Origin of the sequence: Streptomyces sp. 35G-GA-8 (assembly GCF_023534745.1) — a bacterium.
In the GTDB taxonomy this organism is placed as follows: domain Bacteria; phylum Actinomycetota; class Actinomycetes; order Streptomycetales; family Streptomycetaceae; genus Streptomyces.
Genome location: NZ_JAMHJQ010000009.1, coordinates 74,169 through 99,091, shown reverse-complemented (window position 1 = coordinate 99,091; position 24,923 = coordinate 74,169). Strand labels below are relative to the sequence as shown.

The following is a 24,923-nucleotide window of genomic DNA, read 5'->3' as shown; positions in this document are numbered from 1 at the left end:
GGGCCGCGCCGAACAGGGTCAGCCGCCCCGGACAGATCAGCCGCTCCGGACAGAGTCGTCATCGGAGCGGTCCGGACACCTAAGGCGGTCCGGACACCTAAGGCCGTCCGGACACCCAAGCGGTCCGGAGATCTACAGGTACGGGCCCGAGCGGATCGCGCCGTGCCCCTGCTCCCCGTCGTCCTCCTGGACCGAGCCCGGCGGCAGCGCGCGGCGCATCTGCTCCAGCTGGGCCCTGGCAGCCATCTGCTGGGCGAACAGCGCCGTCTGGATTCCGTGGAAAAGGCCCTCCAGCCAGCCCACCAGCTGAGCCTGCGCGATACGCAGCTCCGCCTCGGAGGGAATGGCCTCGTCCGTGAAGGGGAGCGAGAGCCGCTCCAGCTCCTCGACCAGTTCGGGGGCGAGGCCGTCCTCCAGCTCCTTCACCGAGCCGGCGTGGATCTCCTTGAGCCGTACCCGGCTCGCCTCGTCCAGGGGAGCCGCGCGCACCTCCTCCAGAAGCTGCTTGATCATGCTGCCGATCCGCATGACCTTGGCGGGCTGCTCGACCATCTCCGTCACCGGCATCTCACGTGCGCCGTCGTCGGTTCCACCGCCGCCGAGCGCCATCCCGTCCTGTCCCACCACGAGGACGTGGGGGCTCTCCTGCGACCGTTCGTTCCTCGGCATCTCCATGCGGCCCATTGTCTCGCACATGTGCGTCACCACATGGCGTGCCCCCGTACGAAGGCGGATGACCTTCGTACGGGGGCACGGATACGGGGCCCGGGGGGTTACGTCGCCGCCCGGCGGCCGAGCACCCGGTGCGAGCGGGTGACCAGCGCCGCCAGGATCGCGGCGCCCAGCGGGACGGCGATCAGCAGCGCGGCCAGCGTCCCCCACGGGATCACGATCGGCACGTTGGGTGGGCTGACGGCGCCCCAGCCCTCGTCGAGCGCCCTCTCGTACCACTTCCACTGGCCGCGCCGGTCCGTCAGCCGTAGCCCGATGGCCGGCAGCACCCCGGCCGCCGTGCCGAGCAGCACACCCATCACGGCCACCACCCCGCACTGGAACCCGCTGAGCGTCCTGCGGACCCGCGCCGGGGCGCCGACCGCGGCGAGTGTCTTGAGGTCCGCCTCGGCGTCGGCCTGGGCAAGACCGGTGGCGATACCCGCGGCACCGATGGTGATCAACCCGGCGAAGACGGTGAGAGCCAGCAGCACGATGTTGTTCTCGCTGATGTAGCCGCGCTCGATATGGAGGCTCACATCGCTGCCGGTCTTGGCGAGCTCACTGTCCAGCTTCTGCCTCTGGGCGTCACTGGGTGTGGCGCTGGTCGAGTAGTACGCGCCGATCGGGACGGTGCTGAAGCCCGCCGCCTTCGCCGTGGCGGGGGTCAGGAGCATCGAGACGCCGTACGCGTTGGGCGACCCCCCGACCTGATGCGCCGTGAGGGACTTGACGACGCCCGGCGATTCCTCGCCCTTCTCGATGGCCGCGTCGGCCGCCTCGATGTCGGTGACCAGGCGGATGCCGATCTTGCCGTTCGAGTCGATGTTCCGCTTGTCGAAGGAGACGATCCGCCCGTCCGCCAGGGCCTTCTCGGCGCCCGCGTCCTTGATCCCGAGGACCTTCAGCAGCTTGGCGTCCCCGATCAGCACACCGCCCTCGACGCTGAGGTAGACCTCGTTGTTCTTGCAGCGCCAGTCCTTGGCGAGCTTGCGCCGCTCGGCCTTGCTGAACTTCTCCGAGGGGTCCTCGGTCCCGCTGGCCATCCACAGCGGGCACTGGTTGGCCTTCGGTACGACCACCTCGTACCGGCCGCAGCCCTCCCCGCTGCTGTACATCGAACAGCCGGGCTTCCCCACGGAGATCCGGTCCACATCGGCCCGTATCTCCGTGGGCAGATTCTTCTGGACGGCCGTACGGACGGTCGGGACATCCCGGCCGCCGCCCTCGTCGAGCATGGCGGAGACCGCGCCGTGGGGCAGTTGAGGCGTGTACCCGGCCCGGCCCTGGGCGTCGATGCTCGCGGCGTACGTCGCGACCGCGACCGTGCCCGCGACCGCGGCGAGCACCGCGGCCACGGCCGGGGCCGTGCGCCCCCGGTTGCGTACGGCGTCGCGCAGCGCCAGCCGCGGTGAGAGCGGCATCCAGCGGCCGATCCGGCCGAACAGACCCACCAGGGCCGGTGTCAGCGCGACCACACCCAGCTCGGCGAGGGCACTGCCGCCCGCCACGATCGCGAACTGGTCGGTCATCGTCGAGCCGTACAGCGCGATCGCGGCACCGAGCGCGAACGCGATCAGTCCGAGGATCGGCAGCACCCTGCTGGTCTTGCGCACCCCGCGGCGGCCGGTGAGCGAGGCCAGAACGGTCTGACGGGAGGCGGTGACCGCCGGGACGATCGCGGCCAGCAGACCGGTGACCACGGCGAGCGCCGCGATACCGATCAGCTCCAGCGGCCGGATCTCGAACCCGCCGAAGCGCTGGCCCATGTAGTCCTCAAGTACCGGACGCAGGGCGAAGGTGAGGGCGACGCCGAGGGCCGTACCGATGACGGCCGAGGCGACACCGATCACCAGACCGCCGGCGAGCACGATGGCCCGGATATGACGCCGGTCGCCACCGTTCGCCCCGACCAGGCCGAGCTGACGGCGCGAGCGCCGGGCGCCGACCGCGAAGGCGGGCCCCGCCAGCAGACAGATCTCCAGCATCGCGAGACCGACGATGGTGCCGAGCGCGGCCATCGCGGCGGTCTTGGCCGCCGTGCTCTCCTCGTACGGCTGCCAGCCCTCCTGCTGGTAGAGCGGGACGTCCGAGTCGGCGGGCGGGTTCAGCTGTACGGCACGCGAGGTGACCGTCAGACCCTTGGCGTTGGCCTCTCGCACCATGTTCCACGTGAAACCACCGGAGACGCTGACCAGTTGAGTCGTGGTCGGCGAGGTGCCCGGCAGATCGTCGGCCTTCAGCGCCTTGTCGAGCGGGGCCAGCAACGCGCCGGGGAGCGCGTTGACCTGGTCGGTCTCCAGGGAGCTGGGGAGTTCGTACTCGCCGACGATCCGGTAGTCGGCATCGAGCCCCCGGGCGGTGAGCTTCGAGCCCACCCGCAGCCCGCTGGACTTCAGGAAGTGCGTGGTCGCGGCGACCTCGCCGCCCTTCTCCGGGAAGCGGCCGTCGAGGAGACGCATGATGCCCCGGGCCATCGGGTCCGCTGCCTTGAGTTCACGGATCTCGGTGTGCAGCAGCCCGTGTGTGGTGCGCAGCTTTCCGGACCCGACCGTGTCCTCAAGGACGGTGGCGCCCGCCGGGATGGCCTTCTCGATGTCCGTGGGGCCATCGGGCCACGGCTTGTTCTCGAAATCGCCCACCGGCGCGTACTGCTCGCCCGTCGGGTCCTGATTGAGGGGCTGACCGCCGAACGAGGGGTCGGTGATCCGCGCGTCGGCCCGGCCGATGTCGCGGCTCAGGCTCTCCGTGGTGGAGAGTTCCGAACTGCGCACGGTCAGATCGAAGGCGCTCACCCCGAGGATGGGCAGCGCGATCATGGCGAGGACGAGGAAGCTGCGTCCCTTGAAGCGCCAGGCGTCGCGGCGGGCTATCCGTACCGCGGCGCGCCAGGAGTGGAACCAGTTCTTCACAGCTCGGCCGCCTGGCCCGTCAGCAGCGAGTCAGCCTCGCTGCGCAGCGTCTGATCGACGACCGCACCGTCCCGCAGGAAGATCACGCGGTCCGCCCAGGCCGCGAAGCGCGGCTCGTGGGTGACCAGGATGCCGGCGGCGCCCGCGTCACAGCGCGTGCGCAGCAGCGCGAGTACGGACTCGCCGGTCTCGGAGTCCAGGGCTCCGGTCGGCTCGTCCGCGAGGACCAGACGCCGTTCGCCGACCAGGGCACGGGCGATCGCCACCCGCTGCTGCTGGCCGCCGGACATCTCGTCGGGGAACCGGTCGGCAAGCTCCTCCAGACCCATCTCCCGCAGCGCGGCCAGGGCCTCGACGCGTCCCTTGCGGGCGGAGACTCCGTCGAGTTCGCGGGGCAGCGCGATGTTCTCGGCGGCGGTGAGCGCGGGGATCAGGTTGTAGTCCTGGAAGACATAACCGATGCTGCGGCGGCGCAGGGCCGCGAGCTTCTTGCGGTCGGCGGTGGTGATGTCGGTGTCCTCGACGATCACCCGGCCCGAGGTGGGGGTGTCGAGGCCGCCCGCGATGGTGAGCAGGGTGGATTTGCCGGAGCCCGACGGGCCCATGACCGCGACCAGTTCGCCGGGGAACACATCGAGATTGATCCCGCGCAGCGCGTGCACCTCGGTGGCGCCACTGCCGTGGACCCGGGTCAGCTCCTGGAGCTGGAGCACGGGCCGCCGCGACGAGTGCTGCTGCGGCGACCGGGGCTGCTGCTGCGACGGCTGCTGCGGCGACGACTGATCCTGCTGTGGCGCCGGATGTGACGGCTGTGACTGGTGTGGCTGATGTGATTTGCGAGCCATGAGGGTCCCCCCATTGGGCGTACGCGCACGTACGAGCGGTTCGGTATGACGAGTGAGGTGGGGCGGGAGATGGTGCGGTCAGCCCCAGGGAGCCGCGCGGACCCCGGCCAAGTGGTTCGGGTGATGGCCGGAGCCGCGGGCGGTGATGTCCGCGGCTCCGGTCAGTCGGCGGTCGAGCCGACCGACGGTTCGGACACGGCAGCCGGTGTGGCGGAAGCCGAGGTGGACGCGGGCGCGGGGGCGGGCGCGGGCGTGGACCCGGTGTCCGGACCCCCCGAAGGCGTCTCCGAGGTCTCGCCGTTCCGCCCCGGCACCATCGCGAGCCGGATCAGCCGGACCTCGCAGTGGTCGAGCCAGCGGGCCTCGGCCTCGGTCTGGAAGATGAGCTGTTCCAGGACGAGGAGCCAGGCCACCTCGTCCCGGTCGGTCGGGACGGCTTCCAGGGCCTGTGCCTTCAGCCGCGTGTAGTCCTGCATCGCCTGGATGGTGTGATGCCGCTGCGACTGGATGACCTCCCGGACGTCGACCCCTGGAGCCCCGACCGCCATGGCGAGCTTGATCGCCAGCTCGTCACGCGGGGGACTGGCGCGGTCGACAGGGGTACGGAACCAGGACCGCAGCTCCGCGCGGCCCGTCTCCGTGATCACGTAGAGCGCGTGACCCGCCTTGTCCTCGCCTTCCTGCGTGACCATGCCGTCGCGCTCCAGCCGGCTCAGGGTCGTATAGACCTGGCCGACGTTGAGCGGCCAGGTGGAACCGGTGCGCGACTCGAACTCCGTACGGAGTTGAGAGCCGTAACGCGGACCGCGTTCGAGGAGGGCGAGAAGCCCGTGGCGAATGGACATACTCAGTATGTATACCGCGTAAGTCCTGGCCCGCAAGCGACCTGAGACGGACTTCATAAGTACGCCATAAGGAGGACCGCCGAACCGCCCGAGGACCGCCGGACCGTCCGAGGGCCGTCGAACCGTCCGAGGACCGCCGGGGGATCACGGGGGCGGGGGCGTGGGATCGCCCGGGAGCCGTCGGGAGGCATCGAGGGCCGCCACCAGCACGGTTTCAGCGGCGTCGCAGACGCAGCCCGAGAAAGCCGAGCCCCAGGCCGAGCAGCGTGATTCCGGCGCCCAGGGTCAGTACGGGCACCGGCCGCGTGGCCGATCTGTCGAGAGCCGTCACGTCCGGCCTGCGGGGATCGATGGGGGGCGCGGAGTCGGCTGCCGTCGGCTCTCCCGCATCCGCCCGCTCCTCCGGTGGCCGCCGGACCTCCCCCGGCGCGTCGGCCGCGTCCCACTCCTCGTCCGCCGCCTCCTCGTCCGTACGCGCGGGGGCGGAGGCGGACGGCTTCGCGGGTTTGGAGGAGGACGACGGCTTACGGGAGGGAGCGGGCGGCTTCGCCGGCGACGAAGGCCGGCCCGGTCGCGCGGGGTCCGCGCTCTCCGCGCTCTCCGCACTCGCGCTCGGGTCCACGTCCTCGGGTGTCGCGTCCTCGGCGTCCGGCGCCGGCGGCCTGCCAGGCCGGGTCTTCCCCTCCCCGGCGAGACGCCCCGCCAGCGAGGAACCTTCGGGCTCCGGGGCGACGGACGCGTGCGGCGGGGGCGGGGCGGACTCCTCGGCGTACGCGGCTGGTGCGGTCAGCAGCAGGGATGCGACCGCCATCGCGCAAGAGGTGCGAAACCTTGGAGTCACCGATCCAGCGTCACATGGGGGGACAACTCCGGCATCCCGGACGGCCAGTCCATCCGTCGTGAGTACTAGTCCGGGTCCCCCTTAGAGCGGGTACTACTCCGGATCCGCCCCCGTGGAGCGGGTACCACTCCGGAACCGCCCCGTGGAGCGGGCGCTACTCCGGGTCGCCCGTGGAGATCGTCAGCTCGAACTCCTGCTCCTTGGGCAGCACGGCGGCACCCGGGCGCGGGTACTGGCCGATCACGATGTCCTCGGCCTGCGTGCCGTCGTTCTGCTTCTTCGGCTCCGACCAGGTCCAGCCCGCCGCGCGGAGGCAGTCCTTCACCGAGAGGATGTCCTTGTACCGCAGGTCGGGGACCGTCACCTTGGTCGGGTCGAGACCGTCCTCCGAGGCGTCCGAGCACTTCGACGCGTCGATCGTGCGATTCCGCTCGGGATCCCGGTGGCCCGCGACCGGCGCCCCGGAGTCGCTGGTGCCCGGATCCGCGTTCGTGTTGTCGTCCGAGCCCTTGTTCATCGACAGCGCGAGGACCAGCCCGCCGATCGCGAGGACCGCGACCGCGATCGAGCCCACGATGACCGGCGTGTTGCGCCGGCCGTCGCGCCGGCCGCCCCCGCCGTGCCCCCCGTAACCAGGTGTCGTCTGGGGCTGGGGTGAGCTCGTGTACGGCCGCGGAGCCGGCGACGGGGACTGGTACGCGGGCTGCGGGGTCCCCGGATAGCCGTAGCCGGCCACGGCGCCCGGGCCCGTACCGGCTCCCGGTGTCGGTGTGTGCATCGGCGCGGACGTCTGCATCGGCGGCTGCCCCGGGGCGGGCGTCGGCGGCCCGTAAGGACCCGGCTGATACGGCGTCTGCACGCCCTGCACGCCCTGCACGCCCTGCACGCCGTGCCCGCTCGGCGGCCCCTGGGGCGGCTGGTCCACCGGCGGGAAGACCGCGGAGCCCACGCCCGCGCCGCTGTTCTGCGGAATGCCCTGCACGATCACCGGCGCGCCCGTCTGCCCGCCGGGCAGCACCCGCGCGCATTCGTCGCGCATCGCCTCCGCGCTGGGGAAGCGCTCGTTCGGGTTCTTCTTCAGCGCCCGCGCGACCAGGGCGTCGATCGCGGGGGTGAGCGAACGGTTGATGCTGGACGGAGCGACCGGCTCCTCCTGCACATGCGCGTACGCGATCGCCAGCGGCGAGTCCGCCTCGAACGGCAGCCGGCCCGTCAGCAGTTGGAAGAGCATGATGCCGACCGAGTAGAGGTCGGAGCGCGCGTCGACACCGCGCCCGAGCGCCTGCTCGGGCGACAGGTACTGCGGCGTCCCGACGACCATGCCGGTCTGTGTCATCGACGTCACACCCGACTGCATGGCGCGCGCGATGCCGAAGTCCATGACCTTGACGATGCCGCGCTTGGTCATCATCACGTTGCCCGGCTTGATGTCCCGGTGGACCAGCCCCATCTCATGGCTGGTCTCCAGCGCGGCCAGCACATCGGCCGTCACCTTCAGCGCCTTGCCGGCCGGCATCGCGCCGTACTGGGCGATGTCCGCCTGGAGTACGGAGCCGAGCGGCTGCCCCTCGACGTACTCCATGACGATGTACGGCATCAGCGCGCCGTCCAGCTCGTCCTCGCCCGTGTCGAAGACGGAGACGATATTGGTGTGCGACAGCTTGGCCACGGCCTGGGCCTCACGGCGGAAGCGCTCGCGGAAGGACTGCTCGCGCCCCAGCTCCGTGTGGAGTGTCTTGATCGCGACCTGACGGTCCAGGGCCGCGTCGTACGCCAGATATACGGACGCCATGCCGCCTTCGCCGAGCAGGTCGCGAAGCTGGTACCGGCCACCCGCGACCGAACCGCCCGCATAGCGGCCCCGTGCGCCGTCCTGGCTCATGACTGTGCTTCCCCCTCGGCGCGCGCTGACGCGGTGGTGCCACGCGATGACCCGTTGTCGAAGATCCCCTTGCCGAAGATCCCGTCGTCGGGGATCCCGCGTTATCGGAGATCCCGCGATGACGCGAATACGCGCCAAGTCTGCCCGAGGGCACTGACACGTCAAGCCGGGTGCCCGTTCCGTGACCGTACGCACAACAAGCGTCTCGGAAGCGTTACAGGAAACGCATGGAATTTGCATGGGCGGCGAGTGAACGGGTTTCATGACCGGTCCATCCTGGACCGGCGTGTCACACGGAGGCTGTAGCGTGATGTGGCATAGCCACTCCTGAGACATCCCCTGAGACACACAGACATACCGCGGACCGCGCGTGCGGCCGCTCCGCGGACAGAAACGACGGCGAGGACTGATGGCACCCGAACCCGAAGCAGGCGGCGGAGTGCCGGATGCGGCGGACTCCTGGGGCGACAACGGATTGGTCGGCGGAATGGTCGGCGACGGCCGCTACCGCCTGACCCACCGCCTGGGCCGTGGCGGCATGGCCGAGGTGTTCGCGGCAGAGGACGTACGGCTCGGACGCATCGTCGCCGTCAAGCTGCTCCGGGCCGATCTCGCCGAGGACCCGGTCTCCAAGGCCCGCTTCACCCGCGAGGCACAGTCGGTCGCCGGGCTGAACCACCACGCGGTGGTGGCGGTGTACGACTCGGGCGAGGACACGGTCAACGGTCAGACCGTGCCGTACATCGTGATGGAGCTGGTCGAGGGCCGCACCATCCGTGATCTGCTGGTCAGCGCGGAGGCCCCGCCGCCCGAGCAGGCGCTGATCATCGTCTCCGGGGTGCTTGAAGCGCTCGCCTACTCGCACCAGCACGGCATCGTGCACCGGGACATCAAGCCCGCGAACGTGATCATCACGGACGCCGGCGCGGTGAAGGTGATGGACTTCGGCATCGCGCGCGCCCTGCACGGCGCGCAGTCGACGATGACCCAGACCGGCATGGTCATGGGCACGCCGCAGTACCTCTCGCCCGAGCAGGCGCTCGGCAAGGCCGTCGACCACCGCAGCGACCTGTACGCCACGGGCTGTCTGCTCTACGAACTGCTCGCCCTGCGGCCCCCCTTCACCGGCGAGACCCCGCTCTCGGTCGTCTACCAGCATGTCCAGGACATCCCGGTCCCGCCGTCCGAGGTCTCGGACGTGGCGCCGCCGGAGCTGGACGGGCTGGTCATGCGCGCGCTGGCGAAGGAGCCGGACGACCGGTTCCAGAGCGCCGAGGAGATGCGCGGGCTGATCCAGTACGGCATGCAGATGCTCCAGCAGCAGGGCAGCCATACGGGTACGTGGAACACCGGGGCCGTCGAGCCGCACATGGGCGGCAACACCCCGGCGATGGGCATGGCCGCGACGACCGCGCTGGGTCACCCGCCGCACGGCGACACCTCACAGGGCCCGATCCTGCCGCCGAGGAACCCGGACGACGGCGGGTACGACGGCGGGCACCAGAACGGCAGGGGCCGCAGCAAGATGTGGATCTTCGTGGCGCTCGCGGTGATCGCGATCGTGGCGGGGGCGGCCTACGCGTTCAAGGGCCTGGGCGACACGGGCACGGGCGACAAGTCGGAGAACAAGCCGTCGGTCAGCACGAGCGAGTCGACGCCGAGCGATTCCCCCTCGCCCTCGGACTCCCCGAGCGAGGACACCTCGGAGACGGACACCTCCACCGGAGGCGACGACCACTGGCCCAGCTACAAGCCGAGTGATACGCCGTCGGAGTCGCCGAGCGACTCCGAATCGTCGAGTGATCCGTCGACGCCCCCCTCGGAGACGGGTTCGACCGGCTCCAGCAGCGGGACGAACACGGGCACTTCGGATGGCGGCACCTCCGACGGCGGCACGACGGACGGGGGCACGACCGACGGCGGCACGACCGATGGGGGCACCGCCGACGGGGGCACGACCGACGGAGGGACCACCGACGGCGGCACGACCACGGGCAATGGTGCCCCCGGCGGCACCATCACCGGCGCCGACGCCGCCGGAGGCACCACTCCCTGACCGGAGGCACCACTTCCTGACCGGAGGCACCACTTCCTGACCGGAGGCACCACTTTCTGAGGTGGGATCAGCCGGCGAAGGCCTCGCGTACCGCCTCGTACTCCCGCGTCCACCACACCGCGAGGGCCGACACCGCTGCGAACAGCGGGTCGGCCCTTCGGTCGTCCAGCTGGTAGCGCCAGCGCAGTATCCAGAAGTCGTTGAGCCGCTCCCACCACACCCGGTGCACGGCCGCGGCGAGTTCGGAGGCGCGGGCTCCGGCGGCCCGGCGGTAGGCGCGCGCGTACGCCCGTACCTTCGTCAGCTCCAGCTCGCCCGTCGGCCGGACGAAGAAGATCGCCGCGGCGCGTACCGCCTCCTCCGCGCGCGGCTGTACGCCGAGCCGGTCCCAGTCGATGATCGCGACCGGTTCGTCGCCTCGGTAGAGCAGGTTCAGCGGGTGGAAGTCGCCGTGCACCCAGCCCGTGGCCGGTTCCGCGCCGGGGGGCGGCCGGCGATGGGCGTGGAGTTCCAGCAGGTCCCGGCGTTCCAGGAGGCGGTGTTCGGCCAGCGCGTCGAAGACGTCCCTGCGGGTACGGCCGCGGGCCAGGGCGAGCAGTTCCTCGATGAGGTCGAAGGTGTCGGCGGGGTCGGGGCTGACATACGCGAGCGTCGGCGGATCCGGCTCCATCACCCGCTCCAGACAGGTGTGCACCAGCCCGAGGAGCGCCCCGAGGTGCCCCGACCCGCCGGTGGTCAGCTGTGAGCCGTCGCGATGGCGTCCGTCGATCCACGGGTGCAGGGCGTAGCAGTGGCCGCCGATGACCGCGACGGTGTCGCCGTCGGTGTTCTCGACGGGCGGGGCGACGGGCACGCCGAGCGTCTGGAGCCGCTGGGTGGCGCGGTGCTGGCGGGCGATGGTGTCGCGGTCGCCGTCCAGATGGTGCTTGAGGAAGTAGGCGCCCCGGGTGGTGCGGAGCCGGTAGCCGCGGTTGAGGAGCCCTTGGGCGACGGGCTCGCAGGAGAGCGGCTCGCCCGCGTTGCGGTAGCGGCGCAGGAGCGTCCGGACGGGCGGAGCGGTGGCGTGGAGCGGGAGGGTGGAGTGCAGTGGCGCGGACGGGTGCGGTGGTGCGGACGGGTGTGGCGGGGCTGACGGGTGTGGCGGGGCTGACGGGTGAAGCGGGGCGGAGGGGCGCGGTGGTGCGGAGCGATGCGGTGGTGCGGAGGGATGTACGGGGGGAAGCATGGAACGAGGTGCACGAGCGGCGGCAGGCGCGGGGATGGGGATCACGGCGGTCGCAGCAGGTGCGGCGAATTCATATGAGCGCGGCACTTGTCAGATGTTAGATCACGCAACGTGTTCGCTTCGTCGCTCCAAGGAATAGTCGAGCGTGTGTACGGTGACGAACTGGGGCGTAAGTCGCATATAGACCGGATCGAATGGCTCACCGTCCACGCGGTGGGGGCCCGTGCCGAACATTTCCAGCTCGGGGGCCGTCGGTTCGATGATCTCGGCGGTGCCGGTGAACTCGACCGACCACTGGTCCATCTCGTCGCTGCTGAAGTTGTCCGCTCCGTACGCCACCACGCCACCGCCGCACGCCCGGTGGTAGCCGAGGCCCGCGTGCATGCACAGCAGGACGGATCCGCCGGCCACGACATGGCGGGCGGGCGCCACGAACGGCATCGCGCGCATACTCGTCGCCACCCGCCCGTACGGCACCCGGCTGAGCAGATCGATGGCTCGGAGTTCCTCGGTGAACATGGTGTCCACTGTGCGTTACCGAAGACCCTGCCAACAGAGGAGGCGGCCCCGGATGAACGGGACGTAGGTCCCGATTAGGACCGGGTCGGACGCGGTACGTCAGGGCTTCTCGGCCTGGAGCCGCGCCACATACGCGGCTGCCTGCGACCGGCGCTCCATCCCCAGCTTGGAGAGCAGGCTGGAGACATAGTTCTTGATCGTCTTCTCGGCGAGATGCAGCTCCCCGCCGATCGCGCGGTTGGTCATGCCCTCGCCGATCAGATTCAGGATCCTGCGCTCCTGGTCGGTGAGGCCGGCCAGCTTGTCGTCCTTCGGGGGGTTGCCCGTACGCAGCCGCTCCAGCACCCGCGCCGTCGCCTCCGGGTCGAGCAGCGACCGCCCCGCCGCCACGTCCCGTACCGCCGTCAGCAGCTCATTGCCACGGATCGCCTTCAGTACATAACCCGAGGCCCCGGCCATGATCGCGTCGAAGAGGGCCTCGTCGTCGGCGAACGAGGTGAGCATCAGGCACTTGATGGACTCGTCCCGGGAGCGGATCTCCCGGCAGACCTCCACGCCGCTGCCGTCCGGCAGCCGGACGTCCAGCACCGCCACATCGGGCCGGGTGGCCGGGATTCGGGCCGTCGCGTCCGCCGCCGTACCGGCCTCCCCGACGACCTCGATGTCGTCCTCGACGGAGAGAAGCTCGTAGACGCCCCTGCGGACGACTTCATGGTCATCAACAAGGAATACCGTAATTTTTCCGTCCTTGTACACAGAATCCAGTCTCACACATTCACCCCTTCCCTGCCGCAGATCAGCGGGATAACGTGCCGTTGTTCCGGCGGCCTGCAAGGCTGTGACCAGTGGTTGTTCCAGACTTTGGCGATTTACTTGGAAATCCAAGCAAAATTGCAGGTCAGAAGGGGTTTCGCAGGAGTGCCCCCCACTGGGTAACGTGCCTGTGACAGGGCGCTCGCCGGGGCACCTGTCACGCCTGTCCCGGCCGCGTCGCACCCACCCCGTGCACACGACGGAAACAGGCGAGCCGCACTGGTACCCGGCGGATCCCGGGAGCCGGACAGACGGAGGAGCAAGCACGTGACCGTGGAGAGCACTGCCGCGCGCAAACCGCGACGCAGCAGCGGCACCAAGCGCGCAAGCGCCAAAAGGACGCCGCAGCCTCAGAGTTCTGAGCCCCAGCTCGTACAACTGCTCAGCCCCGAGGGCGAGCGGGTCGAGCACCCGGACTACGGGATCGATCTGACCCCGGAGGAGTTGCGCGGGCTGTACCGCGACATGGTCCTGACCCGCCGCTTCGACGCCGAGGCCACGGCGCTCCAGCGCCAGGGCGAGCTGGGACTGTGGGCGTCACTGCTCGGCCAGGAGGCCGCGCAGATCGGCTCGGGTCGCGCCCTGCGCGACGACGACTATGTCTTCCCCACCTACCGTGAGCACGGCGTGGCCTGGTGCCGAGGCGTCGACCCGACGAATCTGCTGGGCATGTTCCGTGGTGTGAACAACGGAGGCTGGGACCCCAGCAGCAACAACTTCCACCTCTACACCATCGTCATCGGCTCCCAGACCCTGCACGCCACCGGCTACGCCATGGGCGTCGCCAAGGACGGCGCGGACTCGGCCGTGATCGCGTACTTCGGGGACGGCGCCTCCAGCCAGGGCGATGTCGCCGAGTCGTTCACCTTCGCCGCGGTCTACAACGCGCCGGTGGTCTTCTTCTGCCAGAACAACCAGTGGGCCATCTCCGAGCCGACCGAGAAGCAGACCCGGGTGCCGCTCTACCAGCGCGCGCAGGGGTACGGCTTCCCCGGCGTCCGCGTCGACGGCAATGACGTACTGGCCTGTCTCGCCGTGACCCGTGCCGCGCTGGAGCGGGCCCGCCGGGGCGAGGGGCCCATGCTGGTCGAGGCCTTCACCTATCGGATGGGCGCGCACACCACCTCGGACGACCCGACCAAGTACCGCGCGGACGAGGAGCGGGAGGCCTGGGAGGCCAAGGACCCGATCCTGCGGCTGCGCAGGTATCTGGAGCGGGAGGGCCACGCGGACGAGGCGTTCTTCACGGCTCTGGACGAGGAGAGCGAAACCCTCGGAAAGCGGGTACGAGAGGTAGTGCGGGCCATGCCCGACCCGGACCCCATGGCGATCTTCGACCATGTCTACGCCGACGGGCACGCGCTTGTCGACGAGGAGCGCGCGCAGTTCGCCGCGTACCAGGCGTCGTTCGAGGACACCCAGAGTGGTTCCGCCGGGGAGGGCAAGTAGCCATGGCCGTACAGAAGCTCCCGATCGCCAAGGCGATCAACGAGTCGCTCCGCAAGGCGCTGGAGACCGACCCCAAGGTCCTGATCATGGGCGAGGACGTCGGCAAGCTCGGCGGCGTCTTCCGGGTCACGGACGGTCTGCAGAAGGACTTCGGCGAGGACCGCGTCATCGACACCCCGCTCGCCGAGTCGGGCATCGTCGGCACGGCCATCGGTCTCGCGCTGCGCGGCTACCGGCCGGTGGTGGAGATCCAGTTCGACGGTTTCGTCTTCCCCGCCTACGACCAGATCGTCACCCAGCTCGCGAAGATGCACGCCCGCGCGCTGGGCAAGATCAAGCTGCCCGTCGTCGTCCGTATCCCGTACGGCGGCGGCATCGGCGCGGTCGAGCACCACAGCGAGTCCCCCGAGGCGCTCTTCGCGCATGTCGCGGGGCTGAAGATCGTCTCGCCTTCCACGGCGTCGGACGCGTACTGGATGATGCAGCAGGCCATCCAGAGCGACGACCCGGTGATCTTCTTCGAGCCCAAGCGGCGCTACTGGGACAAGGGCGAGGTCAACGCCGAGGCCATCCCCGGTCCGCTGCACGGCGCGCGGGTCGCCAGGGAGGGTACGGACCTGACGCTCGCGGCGTACGGCCCGATGGTGAAGGTCTGTCTGGAGGCCGCCGCGGCGGCCGAGGAGGAGGGCAAGTCGCTGGAGGTCGTCGATCTCCGCTCGATGTCCCCGATCGACTTCGACACGATCCAGACGTCGGTGGAGAAGACGCGCCGACTGGTCGTGGTGCACGAGGCGCCGGTCTTCTACGGCTCCGGCGCGGAGATCGCCGCGCGCCTCACGGAGCGGTGCTTCTACCACCTGGAGGCCCCGGTGCTGCGGGTCGGCGGCTACCACGCGCCGTACCCGCCGGCCCGGCTGGAGGACGAGTACCTCCCGGGCCTGGACCGGGTGCTCGACGCCGTCGACCGCTCGCTCGCGTACTGAGGAGTGCCGTGACCATGACTGCTGACACTTCCACTCGCTACCGCGAATTCAAGATGCCCGACGTGGGCGAGGGGCTCACCGAGGCCGAGATCCTCAAGTGGTACGTACAGCCGGGCGATTCTGTCGTGGACGGCCAGGTGGTGTGCGAGGTCGAGACCGCGAAGGCGGCTGTGGAACTGCCCATTCCGTACAACGGGGTGGTGCACGAGCTGCGCTTCGAGGAGGGCACGACGGTCGACGTCGGCGCGTCCATCATCTCGGTGGACGTGGCACCGGGCAGCGCCGAGCCGGCGCCTGCCGCTCCCGCTCCCGTTGCCGCTGACGTCGCTGCCGAGGAACCCGCTGAGCCGGCGGGGCGTACGCCGGTACTCGTCGGCTACGGGGTCGCCGAGGCGTCCACGAAGCGGCGCGCGCGCAGGGGCGCTCCGGGTGCCTCGGTGCCGGAGCAGGCGACGGCCGCGGAGACGGCCGGCGCGGCCATCCAGGCGGAGATGAACGGGCACGCGGCCCCGACCGTGTCCGCCGCGCCCACGCGGTCCCGTCCGCTGGCCAAGCCCCCGGTACGCAAGCTCGCCAAGGACCTGGGTGTGGACCTGGCGACGATCACGCCGACGGGTCCCGGCGGGATCATCACGCGCGAGGACGTCCACGCGGCGACGGCTCCGGCCACGGCCACCGAACCGGCGGTCGCTCCGGCGCCTGCCGCTGTCGCTCCGGCTCCGGCTTCGACTCCGGTTGCCGAACCGGCGGCGGCCCAGGCGGTCGGTGCGGCGACCGGCCGGGAGACCCGTATCCCGATCAAGGGCGTACGGAAGGCCACGGCGGCGGCCATGGTGGGCAGCGCGTTCACCGCGCCGCATGTCACGGAGTTCATCACCGTCGATGTGACGCGCACGATGAAGCTGGTCGAGGAGCTGAAGTCCGACAAGGACATGGCGGGCCTGCGGGTCAACCCGCTGCTCCTCGTCGTCAAGGCGCTGCTGGTCGCGATCAAGCGGAACCCCGAGGTCAACGCGGCCTGGGACGAGGCGAACCAGGAGATCGTCCTCAAGCACTACGTCAACCTGGGCATCGCGGCGGCGACCCCGCGCGGTCTGATCGTCCCGAACATCAAGGACGCGCACGACAAGACGCTGCCTCAACTGGCCGAAGCGCTGGGGGAGCTGGTGTCCACGGCCCGCGAGGGGAAGACGACCCCGGCGGCCATGCAGGGCGGCACGGTGACGATCACCAACGTCGGCGTCTTCGGCGTCGACACCGGTACGCCGATCCTCAACCCGGGCGAGTCCGCGATCCTCGCGGTCGGCGCGATCAAGCTCCAGCCGTGGGTCCACAAGGGCCAGGTGAAGCCCCGCCAGGTCACCACGCTGGCGCTCTCCTTCGACCACCGCCTGGTCGACGGCGCACTGGGCTCCCGGGTCCTGGCGGACATCGCCGCGATCCTGGAACAGCCGAAGCGCCTGATCACCTGGGGATAGCGCCCCAGGACCTGGGGATAGCACCCCAGAGCCCGCGCCCGAACGACGGAGCCCCACGGCGAGCACATGGCCGTGGGGCTCTTCGTGTGTCCGGGGCGCACGGGGCTGGGACTCCGAGGGCGCCGTTGTGCTGTGGAGTGGGTGGGGGTTCGTGCCGAGGGGTAGTCGGGGTGGGCCGGAGTCGGACATGGCGGGTGGGGGCCGCCCCTTAGGTTTCAGTTTCGCGGTTCCGGGTCGGGCGTCAAGGGCGCTCCTTCGTCGCGTCGGCTGCGCCGATTGCGCTTCGCTTCACCCTTGACTCCCGCCCCTCCCCCGGGCCGCCCCCCTCAAAGCTGCACTTGCGGTGGAGGGGCGGGGGTCAAGGGTGGGCGCAGCCCATCGGCTTGCCGACGCGACGAAGGAGCGCCCTTGACGCCCGACCCGGAGCCGCGAAACTGAAACCTAGGGGCGGCCCCCACCCGTCTCCGAACCTTCCGGCCCACGCCGACTACCCCTCGGCACGAACCCGCACCCAGCGCCCGTGATATCTCGCAGTGGTATCCACTCGGTCACTCGGTGAGCAGTATCCCGAAGATCCAGAAGAAGAGGATCGGCACGCTGGATACCGCTCCCATGGCGGCGAAGCGCCGACGAGCCCGCCGTCGTCGGCTGACAAGCGCCACCACGAACCCCGCCGTCGGTGCGACCACCGCACTGATCAGAGCGGTCCACCCGAACATCAGGCCGTACTCGTCCCGTACCCCTGGAAACCCCATCGCGCGGGCGATCGGGGGAGTCAGCAGGATGAGTGGGGCAGCTACCCACCACCACGACAACGCCGTGATCGCCCAACGGGTCAGTGAAGTCCTCCGCGTTGCGGAGGGCGCAGATCCGTCAGGAGTGGCGCTGGGCGATGACATGCCCGAAGCATAGGCACCCCAGCCTCCCGCAGCCCCGCGAAACGGTCGGGCCGGTCCTCAGGCTCGGGCCGGTCCTCAGGCTCTCACCGTCTCCAGTGTCCGCGCGCCTGCCTGCGGGGGAGTTCGGAGGCGCGGAGGGTGATATGGATCGGTTCACGGTGGCAGTAACAGGTGTACGTGTACGCCTTCTCGGCGGTTGCCGAGAGCTGGGGCGGTTCGTGTTCGGGGCGCCAGGTCGCCGCGTACAGAATGCCGATCACCAGCACGATGAGGCTGATGGCGAGGGCGACGACGCCCCACAGCGCTCTGTCGGTGACAGGGTCGATCATCGTGCCGCATCCGTCCGCACGTCGATCTCCGCATAGACGGTCTTGCCGACGCTGCGGGGCTGGGTGCCCCAGCGGTCCGCGAGTTGCGTGACGATGTGCAGCCCTCGGCCGAAGCATTCGTCGTCCTCCGCGACACGCAGGCTCGGCAGCCGCTCTCCGCGCGGGTCGCTCACCTCGATACGGAGAGTCTTCGGCCGGAGGGTGGTCCGCACCTGGAACAGGCGGTCACGCAAGCTCCCGTGCAGCAGGGCGTTGGTGGCGAGCTCGCTGACCACCAAGGCGGTGGACCAGGCGAGTTCGGGGTGCCCCCACTGCGTGACGAGCCGCGCGGCGCGTCGCCGCGCGAGGCTGACGCTGCCGGCGGTGGGTGTGTAGTTCAGCCGGTCCTCTTGGAGGGGCTGCCAGAACTCCGGCTCGGACTCGGATGCCTCTTGGTTGGCTGAGGTCATTGATGCGCACCTTTCCGTGTGCGGCGGCTCTGCCCGTACGGGGGTGCGCCTGGCAGTGGCGATGCCCGCCCGACTCCGCGTCTGTTCTGACGCAGGGCAGACCGGTGCGCTTCTGCCGAACGGCTCCACTGTGCGAGCGATCAGATACGTAGAGTAGTCGCAGGTTCGGTAGGCAGCAAGTGGAACGGGCAGGGAAATTGCTGTCCATGAGTTGTGTGAGAAGTGATCGAGGTCTCAGACTGGTGCGATTCACTGGGAGTTGGGAGGGAGCGCGGGGTGGCAGGTACCAATCCGGATCGCGGGAAGACGGTCTCAACCGTCCTTGGACGTCGGCTCGGCGGCGAGTTGCTGCGCATGCGCGAGGCATGCTCGTTGCGTCAGACGCACGCGGCCGAGGCGCTGACGGCGTCCGTCACCAAGGTCGCGAAGATCGAACGAGGGCTGGTGCCAATCAGGGATCCCGACGTCAGGGCGTTGTGCCACTTGTACGGGGTGGACGACGCAACCGTTCTTGGCAGACTGCTGACCCTCGCAAAGGCCGACAGAGACCGCCGCAAAGCGCGCGGGTGGTGGAATCAGTACCCAGAGCTGCAGGCGATGGTCGAGTATGTGGCGCTCGAAGACATCGCGACTCGAATCCGCACCTGGCAACTTGCCATCGTTCCCGGCCTGCTGCAGACCCCGGACTATGCGAGAGCACTTGCAGTGGGTAACGGATCCTGGGCTGATCTGGATGAGATCGATCCGTTCGTTGAGTCCCGGATGGCACGCCAGGCGCGTCTTGCAGGGGAACGCGCGCTGGAACTCTGGGCGATCGTCCATGAGGGCGCCCTGCGGCAACTCGTAGGAGGTCGGGAGGTCATGCGGGAGCAACTCGCACATCTGCTGAAGATGGCTCAGCGGCCCAATGTGAAGTTGCAGGTGGTGCCCTACCTTGCCGGGGCTCACCCGGGCATGACCAGCGCCTTCACCATCGTTTCGTTCGCGGAGCCGGGCGCGCTCGACGTGGTGCACATGGATACCACGTCGACGACTCTCTGGTTGGAGGGCGATACTGATGCTGCGCACCACGGCCAGTTGTTCTACCGCATCTCCCGACTCGGGCTCGCGCAACGCAACTCGGTCGGACTGATCGATGGAATCCTCAAGGAGTTGTAGCTCCCGTGCCCGCCTTCGAGTTCATAAGGTCCAGCTACAGCGGCGGAAATGCTGGACAGGAGTGCGTAGAGGTCGCCCTCAACGTCCCCGGCATCGTTGCCGTCCGTGACTCCAAGGACTCCGTCGGCCCAGTACTTCTCCTCACCTCCGGTGCATGGGGCGCATTTACTGCGACTGTGCAGGTACAGACGGAGGCATCGTGACCGGTTTCGTCTTCGTGAAGTCCGGCTACAGCAGTGGCGATCCACACGGCGACTGCGTAGAGGTCGCCCTCAACGTCCCCCGCACCGTCGCCGTCCGTGACTCCAAAGACTCAGCCGGCCCGGTGCTGCTCCTCGCCCCCGCCGCATGGGAGGCGTTCCGGGCCGGCCTGCTCAAGTCGTAGGACCCTGGATCAGGACCGATCAGTCCTGCTCGGTCCTGATCAGTCCTGCTGCGCGCCCGCCGGGAGCGTCCGCAGCTTCATCGTCTTCGCGGTCGACGAGCCGAAGCCGTAGTCGAGCAGCTTCGCCGCGTCCTTGTAACGGTCGGCGCTGTTCAGGACGACGCCCACGAGGGTCTTGCTGCCGCGCGTGGCGGCGAAGACCAGGCAGGGGCCCGCCGCCGTGCCGGTGCCCGTCTTGATGCCGATCGCGCCGCTGTAGGAGCCGAGCAGCTTGTTCGTGTTGTACCAGGTGTAGGTGCGCGTGCCGCCGGTGCTGGTCGGTGCCGTGCTCTTGTACGAGGTGGCCTTCACGACCGCGCGGAAGTTGGAGTTCTTCATCGCGTACTGGGCGATCTTGGCGAGGTCGCGCGGGGTGGTGTAGTTGTTCCCGGCCTGCGATATGCCGTCGAAGGAGTCGAACTTGGTGTTCTTGAGCTTGAGTTCGACGGCCTTCGCGTTCATCTTCGCGATGAACGACTTGGTGCGGGCGGCGTTGGTGGAGCCGGTGCCGAAGGTGTCGGCGAGGGCGTAGGCCGCGTCGCAGCCGGAGGGCAGCATCGTGCCGTACAGCAGCTGCCGCACGGTGACCTTGTCGCCGGTCCGCAGATCCGCGGTGCTCGCGCCCTCCTTGGCGACGTAGTCGCGGTAGGCCTGCTTGACGGTGACCTTGCGGTTGAGGTCGACGCCCTTGGTGCTGAGCACCACGGCGACGGTCATGATCTTCGTCGTGCTCGCCATCTGGCGCCTGGTGTCGGCGGTCTTGCTGTAGACCGTCGCGCTGGACGCGTTGTTGAGCACGAACCCGCCCTTGCCGCTGATGGACGGCGCGGTGGCCGCCTGAGCGGGTGAGGCCAGGGCCGTGACGGCCATGAGCGCGCCGGCGGTGAGAGAGACCACGGCGGCTTTGCGCGCGCCCGGGAGGCTGGGTATCAAGTGAAACGCTCCGAATCCGCGAATGCGAGGGGAAGCACCGATGGGGGCCGTCTTGGGAAACAGGCCCCTATAGGTGACGCGTGAGGGGATCGGAGGGATGTACGGGATAGGGGAGCGGTTTCGTGGTTCAGGTCACGATGAGGTCGCTTGCGGTGGCTCGGCGCGGGCCGGGGCGGTCGGCTCGGCGTCCGCATCCCGCATCCCGGACGCCGGATGCTGTTGCACCTCTGTTGTATCTAAGCTGTGTGCATGCCGCCCGCTCCTGCTCCCGCCCCTGCCGCCCCCGCCGCGCCCCTGAAGCGACCGCCCGCCGCGGACCGCGTCTACAGCCATATCAAGGAAGCCGTGCTCGACCGCCGTTTCGAAGGCGGCACCCTGCTGACCGAAGGTGAGTTGGCCGAAGCCGTCGGGGTGTCCCGTACACCCGTTCGGGAGGCGTTGCTCAAGCTGGAGGTCGAAGGGCTGATCAAGCTCTATCCGAAGAAGGGCGCCCTCGTGCTCGCCGTCTCCGCGCAGGAGATCGCGGATGTCGTCGAGACCCGGCTGCTGGTCGAGGAGTTCGCCGTACGGAAGGCCGTACCGGCGTCCGCGCGGTTGATCGCGCGGCTGGAGGAGGTGCTGGAGGAGCAGCGGCGGCTGGCCGAGGACGGGGATCTCGCCGCCGTCGCCGTCGCCGACCGGTGCTTCCACGCCGAGATTGTGCGCCACGCGGGCAACGAGATCCTCTCCAAGCTCTACGACCAGCTCAGGGACCGTCAGTTGCGGATGGGCGTCGCCGTACTCGAAGCGCACCCCGACCGCATCGCCAAGAACATCACCGAGCACACCGAAATGCTCGACGCCATCAGAAGAGGCGACGCGGACGCCGCCGCGCAATGTGTGCGCCGGCATGTCAGCCGGGTCAAGGTGCTGGTCCGGGGTGAAGCCCGGTGAGCGGCGGCTCGGTCACTCTCCCCGGCGATCCACCCGGCGGGCGCCGTGCCACCTATATGTGGGGCATCGGCGTCGCCGTCTACTTCGTCGCCGTCATCTTCCGTACCAGCCTGGGCGTGGCCGGCCTCGACGCCGCCGACCGCTTCGGGGTCAACGCCTCGGCCCTGTCGACGTTCTCCATACTTCAGCTGCTCGTGTACGCGGGCATGCAGATACCCGTCGGCCTGATGGTCGACCGGCTCGGCACCAAGAAGGTGCTGACCATCGGCGTCGTGCTGTTCACCGTCGGGCAGCTCGGCTTCGCGCTCTCCCCCTCGTACGGCACCGCCCTCGTCTCCCGCGCGCTCCTCGGCTGCGGCGACGCGATGACCTTCATCAGCGTGCTGCGGCTCGGCACCCGCTGGTTCCCCGCCCGGCGCGGGCCGATGATCGCCCAGGTCGCCGCGCTCTTCGGGATGGCGGGCAACCTCGTCTCCACCATCTTCATCTCCCGCACCCTGAACGGTCTCGGCTGGACCACGACCTTCGCGGGCAGCGCGCTCGCCGGGGTCCTCGTCCTCGTCCTGCTGCTGCTCTTCCTCAAGGACCACCCGGAGGGCCACGAGCCGCCGCCCGCCGAGCACGCGGGGGCCGCGTACGTACGGAAGCAGATCGCCGAGTCCTGGCGTGAACCCGGCACCCGGCTGGGGATGTGGGTGCACTTCACCACCCAGTTCCCGGCGATGTTCTTCCTGCTGCTGTGGGGGATGCCGTTCCTCGTCGAGGCGCAGGGCCTGTCCCGTGCCGTCGCGGGCGAACTGCTCACCCTGATCGTGCTCTCCAACATGGTCGTCGGGCTGGTCTACGGGCAGGTCATCGCCCGCCACCACGCGGCCAGGGCGCCACTGGCCCTGGGCACCGTCGGGGCGTCGGCGCTGGCCTGGGCGGTGACGATCGGGTACCCCGGCGACCATGCCCCGATGTGGCTGCTGATCACGCTCTGCGCGGTCCTGGGCGCCTGCGGGCCCGCGTCGATGATCGGCTTCGACTTCGCCAGGCCCGCGAATCCGCCGGAGCGTCAGGGCACGGCCTCCGGAATCGTCAACATGGGCGGTTTCACGGCCTCGATGACGACGCTGTTCGCGGTCGGCGTCCTGCTGGACGCGACCGGCGACAACTACCGGATCGCGTTCTCGACCGTCTTCGTTCTCCAGGCGATCGGGATCGTGCAGATCCTGCGGCTGCGGAACCGCACCGCGCGCCGGGAGCGGGAGCGGCTGGTGGCGAGCCGGGTGGAGGCCGTACACGTACCGGCATGACCGGCTGGACCGGCGCGTGGTCGCCCGTACGGGCCGGGCCCGGTGCGTTGCCGCCGTGCCCGGCTCCCCTACGGCGTGACCGCGAACTCCCGCAGAATCGCGTCGGCCAGATCGAGATCACCGTCGATCTTGACGCGGTCCGCCACCGCCGCGGGCCGCACGCGTCCGCACGCCAGCCTGAAGTACGTCTCCCAGTCCGTCGCGAGCGTCACCAGGGGGCCGAGCGACGGGGAGCCGTCCACCGAACCGCGTCCGTCGGCGTTCACCCTGACCGTACGGAGGAATTCCACCGGGCCGCTGACATCGATGACGACCGCCGAGTTCGGCGGGGCGCCCGCCTTCTTGGCGACGACCTTCGGCAGCGCGGCCAGCAGCATGTCGCGGGTGATCACCGCGCCCGGCGAGTCCAGGTTGCCGGGCCTGTTCAGCGCGGTGCGCAGATCCTGCTCGTGCACCCAGATGTCGAACGCCCGCGCGCGCATGGCGTCTTCGAGGGTCCACTCGGCGCCCAGTGGGGCACGGACCATGGTGTCGGGGGAGCGGTTCTCGTTCCGCAACTGCCGGTTGCGGCGGATGATCGTGTACTCCAGTTCGGAGGTCATCTCCGGCGCCGTGTGGTGGCGCCGCACGTCGACCTGCATCTCCATGTAGCGGGTGTGGTCGTCCCGTACGTGGTAGAGGTCGCGCGGCAGCGAATGGATGGGCCGCGGGTCCCCGAGCATCTCGCATTCCAGGCCGATGACATGCGAGACGATGTCTCGTACGGACCAACCGGGGCACGGTGTGCGGCGGTTCCATTCGCCCTCGACGAGCGGCTGCACCAGCTCGGCTATGGCCTCGATGGAGTGGGTCCAGGCATCGGCGTAGTTTTGAAGGCTGGGATGGACGGTCACGGGACCCCTCGGCGGTTCTGCGGTACGCGGGCTGGCTTGCTTGCTGGCGGGCGGGCTGCGGGCTGCGGGCTGCGTGGGAGGTTTGGCAGCTAAGTTACGCTGCCCGGTGGCACCCCGGCAGTGCTTTCGTGTGACGATCGTAGGCCCGTGTTGACGGCTCGAATGCCAGGACGGTGGTACTGTGCGCGCCTCGCTGATCCAGATCGCGGTAGATCCGTACGAATCGGCCGATTCGCGCCGTCGGCGCGCGGCGGCGATGGTGAGGGCGCAGCGCGGCGCCGATCTGGTGGTGCTTCCGGAGCTCTGGCCGGTCGGGGCCTTCGCGTACGAGTCGTTCGCCGACGAGGCGGAGGCGGCGGACGGCCCCACGTTCCGGGAGATGTCCGAGGCGGCGCGGGACGCGGGCGTCTGGCTGCACGCGGGATCCATCGTGGAGCGAGTCAGGGACGGGTACGCGCCGGACGAGCACGCCTCGGACGGGTACGCGCCGGACGGACATGCCCCGGACGGGATCCTCTACAACACCTCGCTCGTCCTCTCCCCCGCCGGTGAGCTCGTCCGTACCTACCGCAAGATCCATCGCTTCGGCTTCGACAAGGGCGAGGCCACGCTGATGGGCGCGGGCGACGAACTGGTCACCGTCCGGCTGCCGGAGACCACCCTCGGCCTCGCCACCTGCTACGACCTGCGCTTCCCCGAACTGTTCCGCGGGCTGGTCGACGCGGGCGCCGAGACGCTCGTCGTCCCGGCCGGCTGGCCCGCCCGCAGGCGCGCGCACTGGACGCTGCTCGCCCGCGCACGCGCCGTGGAGAACCAGGCGTACGTCCTGGCCTGCGCGAGCGCCGGTACGCACGCCGGTGTGGAGCAGTCCGGGCACAGCATCGTGGTGGACCCCTGGGGCGAGGTGCTCGCGGAGGCGGGGACGGACGAGGAGGTCCTGACCGTCGATCTCGACCCGGCGTCGGTCGCGACGACCCGGGAGCGCTTCCCGGCGCTGAAGGACCGTCGGCTGGGGCTGGAGACGCCGACCGTGATCCGATAGGCCCCC

24 protein-coding genes are annotated in these 24,923 nt (G+C 69.8%); 10 read left to right on the top strand and 14 right to left on the bottom strand.

Annotated elements, in window-relative coordinates; genetic code table 11:
- Window positions 1–132: 132 nt before the first annotated feature.
- From M1203_RS21525 to M1203_RS21500, 6 genes are all read right to left on the bottom strand, one after another.
- On the bottom strand, window positions 133–675 hold the full coding sequence (locus M1203_RS21525) for a bacterial proteasome activator family protein (RefSeq protein ID WP_283958873.1): 543 nt from the start codon (window positions 673–675) through the stop codon (window positions 133–135).
- Between the two features lie 98 nt (window positions 676–773).
- Complete coding sequence (locus M1203_RS21520) at window positions 774–3,623, bottom strand: ABC transporter permease (protein WP_249951409.1); 2,850 nt, start codon at window positions 3,621–3,623, stop codon at window positions 774–776.
- Entirely contained in the window at window positions 3,620–4,336 is a 717-nt protein-coding gene (locus M1203_RS21515) for an ABC transporter ATP-binding protein (RefSeq protein WP_249951682.1), read from the bottom strand. Before M1203_RS21515 ends, M1203_RS21520 begins: the two co-directional genes overlap by 4 nt.
- Before the next feature lie 293 nt (window positions 4,337–4,629).
- Complete coding sequence (locus M1203_RS21510; protein ID WP_249951408.1) at window positions 4,630–5,313, bottom strand: PadR family transcriptional regulator; 684 nt, start codon at window positions 5,311–5,313, stop codon at window positions 4,630–4,632.
- A gap of 214 nt (window positions 5,314–5,527) precedes the next feature.
- A complete protein-coding gene (locus M1203_RS21505) occupies window positions 5,528–6,124 on the bottom strand; it encodes a hypothetical protein (protein WP_249951407.1) in 597 nt (198 codons plus the stop codon).
- 184 nt (window positions 6,125–6,308) lie between these two features.
- Window positions 6,309–8,036, bottom strand: coding sequence for a protein kinase (locus M1203_RS21500; protein ID WP_249951406.1), 1,728 nt, complete (start codon window positions 8,034–8,036; stop codon window positions 6,309–6,311).
- A gap of 409 nt (window positions 8,037–8,445) precedes the next feature.
- Here M1203_RS21500 and M1203_RS21495 point away from each other — a divergent pair, with 409 nt between their 5' ends.
- Entirely contained in the window at window positions 8,446–10,092 is a 1,647-nt protein-coding gene (locus tag M1203_RS21495; RefSeq protein ID WP_249951405.1) for a protein kinase, read from the top strand.
- A gap of 67 nt (window positions 10,093–10,159) precedes the next feature.
- Here M1203_RS21495 and M1203_RS21490 read toward each other — a convergent pair whose 3' ends face one another.
- The 3 genes from M1203_RS21490 to M1203_RS21480 form a co-directional block, all read right to left on the bottom strand.
- Window positions 10,160–11,317 carry a phosphotransferase gene (locus M1203_RS21490; RefSeq protein WP_249951404.1) on the bottom strand — a complete coding sequence of 386 codons (1,158 nt, stop codon included), beginning with the start codon at window positions 11,315–11,317 and terminating at the stop codon, window positions 10,160–10,162.
- Window positions 11,318–11,419: 102 nt separating this feature from the next.
- A complete protein-coding gene (locus M1203_RS21485; RefSeq protein ID WP_249951403.1) occupies window positions 11,420–11,836 on the bottom strand; it encodes a pyridoxamine 5'-phosphate oxidase family protein in 417 nt (138 codons plus the stop codon).
- A gap of 99 nt (window positions 11,837–11,935) precedes the next feature.
- Entirely contained in the window at window positions 11,936–12,592 is a 657-nt protein-coding gene (locus M1203_RS21480) for a response regulator transcription factor (RefSeq protein WP_249951681.1), read from the bottom strand.
- 324 nt (window positions 12,593–12,916) lie between these two features.
- Here M1203_RS21480 and pdhA point away from each other — a divergent pair, with 324 nt between their 5' ends.
- From pdhA to M1203_RS21465, 3 genes are read left to right on the top strand one after another with little or no spacing between them, the layout of a single operon-like run.
- On the top strand, window positions 12,917–14,098 hold the full coding sequence (gene pdhA, locus M1203_RS21475; protein ID WP_249951402.1) for a pyruvate dehydrogenase (acetyl-transferring) E1 component subunit alpha: 1,182 nt from the start codon (window positions 12,917–12,919) through the stop codon (window positions 14,096–14,098).
- A gap of 2 nt (window positions 14,099–14,100) precedes the next feature.
- Entirely contained in the window at window positions 14,101–15,081 is a 981-nt protein-coding gene (locus M1203_RS21470) for an alpha-ketoacid dehydrogenase subunit beta (protein WP_249951401.1), read from the top strand.
- 8 nt (window positions 15,082–15,089) lie between these two features.
- Complete coding sequence (locus tag M1203_RS21465) at window positions 15,090–16,559, top strand: dihydrolipoamide acetyltransferase family protein (protein WP_374403588.1); 1,470 nt, start codon at window positions 15,090–15,092, stop codon at window positions 16,557–16,559.
- 548 nt (window positions 16,560–17,107) lie between these two features.
- On the opposite strand, the gene M1203_RS21460 is transcribed toward M1203_RS21465, so the two are convergent.
- The 3 genes from M1203_RS21460 to M1203_RS21450 form a co-directional block, all read right to left on the bottom strand.
- Window positions 17,108–17,314, bottom strand: coding sequence for a hypothetical protein (locus M1203_RS21460; protein WP_249951399.1), 207 nt, complete (start codon window positions 17,312–17,314; stop codon window positions 17,108–17,110).
- 227 nt (window positions 17,315–17,541) lie between these two features.
- Window positions 17,542–17,787 (bottom strand): hypothetical protein, encoded by a 246-nt coding sequence (locus tag M1203_RS21455; protein WP_249951398.1) that lies wholly within the window; start codon window positions 17,785–17,787, stop codon window positions 17,542–17,544.
- Window positions 17,784–18,236 carry an ATP-binding protein gene (locus tag M1203_RS21450; protein WP_249951397.1) on the bottom strand — a complete coding sequence of 151 codons (453 nt, stop codon included), beginning with the start codon at window positions 18,234–18,236 and terminating at the stop codon, window positions 17,784–17,786. Before M1203_RS21450 ends, M1203_RS21455 begins: the two co-directional genes overlap by 4 nt.
- 276 nt (window positions 18,237–18,512) lie before the next feature.
- On the opposite strand from M1203_RS21450, the gene M1203_RS21445 reads away from it, so the two are divergent.
- From M1203_RS21445 to M1203_RS21435, 3 genes are read left to right on the top strand one after another with little or no spacing between them, the layout of a single operon-like run.
- A complete protein-coding gene (locus M1203_RS21445; protein ID WP_249951396.1) occupies window positions 18,513–19,394 on the top strand; it encodes a helix-turn-helix transcriptional regulator in 882 nt (293 codons plus the stop codon).
- A 5-nt stretch (window positions 19,395–19,399) separates the two neighbouring features.
- A complete protein-coding gene (locus M1203_RS21440) occupies window positions 19,400–19,597 on the top strand; it encodes a DUF397 domain-containing protein (protein ID WP_249951395.1) in 198 nt (65 codons plus the stop codon).
- Window positions 19,594–19,779 (top strand): DUF397 domain-containing protein, encoded by a 186-nt coding sequence (locus tag M1203_RS21435; RefSeq protein WP_249951394.1) that lies wholly within the window; start codon window positions 19,594–19,596, stop codon window positions 19,777–19,779. The genes M1203_RS21440 and M1203_RS21435 overlap by 4 nt, the downstream gene beginning before the upstream one ends.
- A 39-nt stretch (window positions 19,780–19,818) precedes the next feature.
- Here M1203_RS21435 and M1203_RS21430 read toward each other — a convergent pair whose 3' ends face one another.
- Window positions 19,819–20,751 carry a D-alanyl-D-alanine carboxypeptidase family protein gene (locus M1203_RS21430; RefSeq protein WP_249951393.1) on the bottom strand — a complete coding sequence of 311 codons (933 nt, stop codon included), beginning with the start codon at window positions 20,749–20,751 and terminating at the stop codon, window positions 19,819–19,821.
- A gap of 249 nt (window positions 20,752–21,000) precedes the next feature.
- Between M1203_RS21430 and M1203_RS21425 the strand changes: the two genes are divergently transcribed.
- Window positions 21,001–21,684 (top strand): GntR family transcriptional regulator, encoded by a 684-nt coding sequence (locus tag M1203_RS21425; protein ID WP_249951392.1) that lies wholly within the window; start codon window positions 21,001–21,003, stop codon window positions 21,682–21,684.
- Window positions 21,685–21,740: 56 nt separating this feature from the next.
- Window positions 21,741–22,982, top strand: coding sequence for a nitrate/nitrite transporter (locus M1203_RS21420; protein ID WP_249951680.1), 1,242 nt, complete (start codon window positions 21,741–21,743; stop codon window positions 22,980–22,982).
- A 68-nt stretch (window positions 22,983–23,050) separates the two neighbouring features.
- Here the strand turns inward: M1203_RS21420 and M1203_RS21415 are convergent, their stop codons facing one another.
- The gene (locus tag M1203_RS21415; protein WP_249951391.1) at window positions 23,051–23,875 is read right to left on the bottom strand and encodes a maleylpyruvate isomerase family mycothiol-dependent enzyme; all 825 of its coding nucleotides are present in this window, start codon (window positions 23,873–23,875) and stop codon (window positions 23,051–23,053) included.
- Between the two features lie 181 nt (window positions 23,876–24,056).
- On the opposite strand from M1203_RS21415, the gene M1203_RS21410 reads away from it, so the two are divergent.
- Window positions 24,057–24,917: a carbon-nitrogen family hydrolase gene (locus tag M1203_RS21410; protein WP_249951390.1), complete on the top strand. Its 861-nt coding sequence runs from the start codon at window positions 24,057–24,059 to the stop codon at window positions 24,915–24,917.
- Window positions 24,918–24,923: the final 6 nt, after the last annotated feature.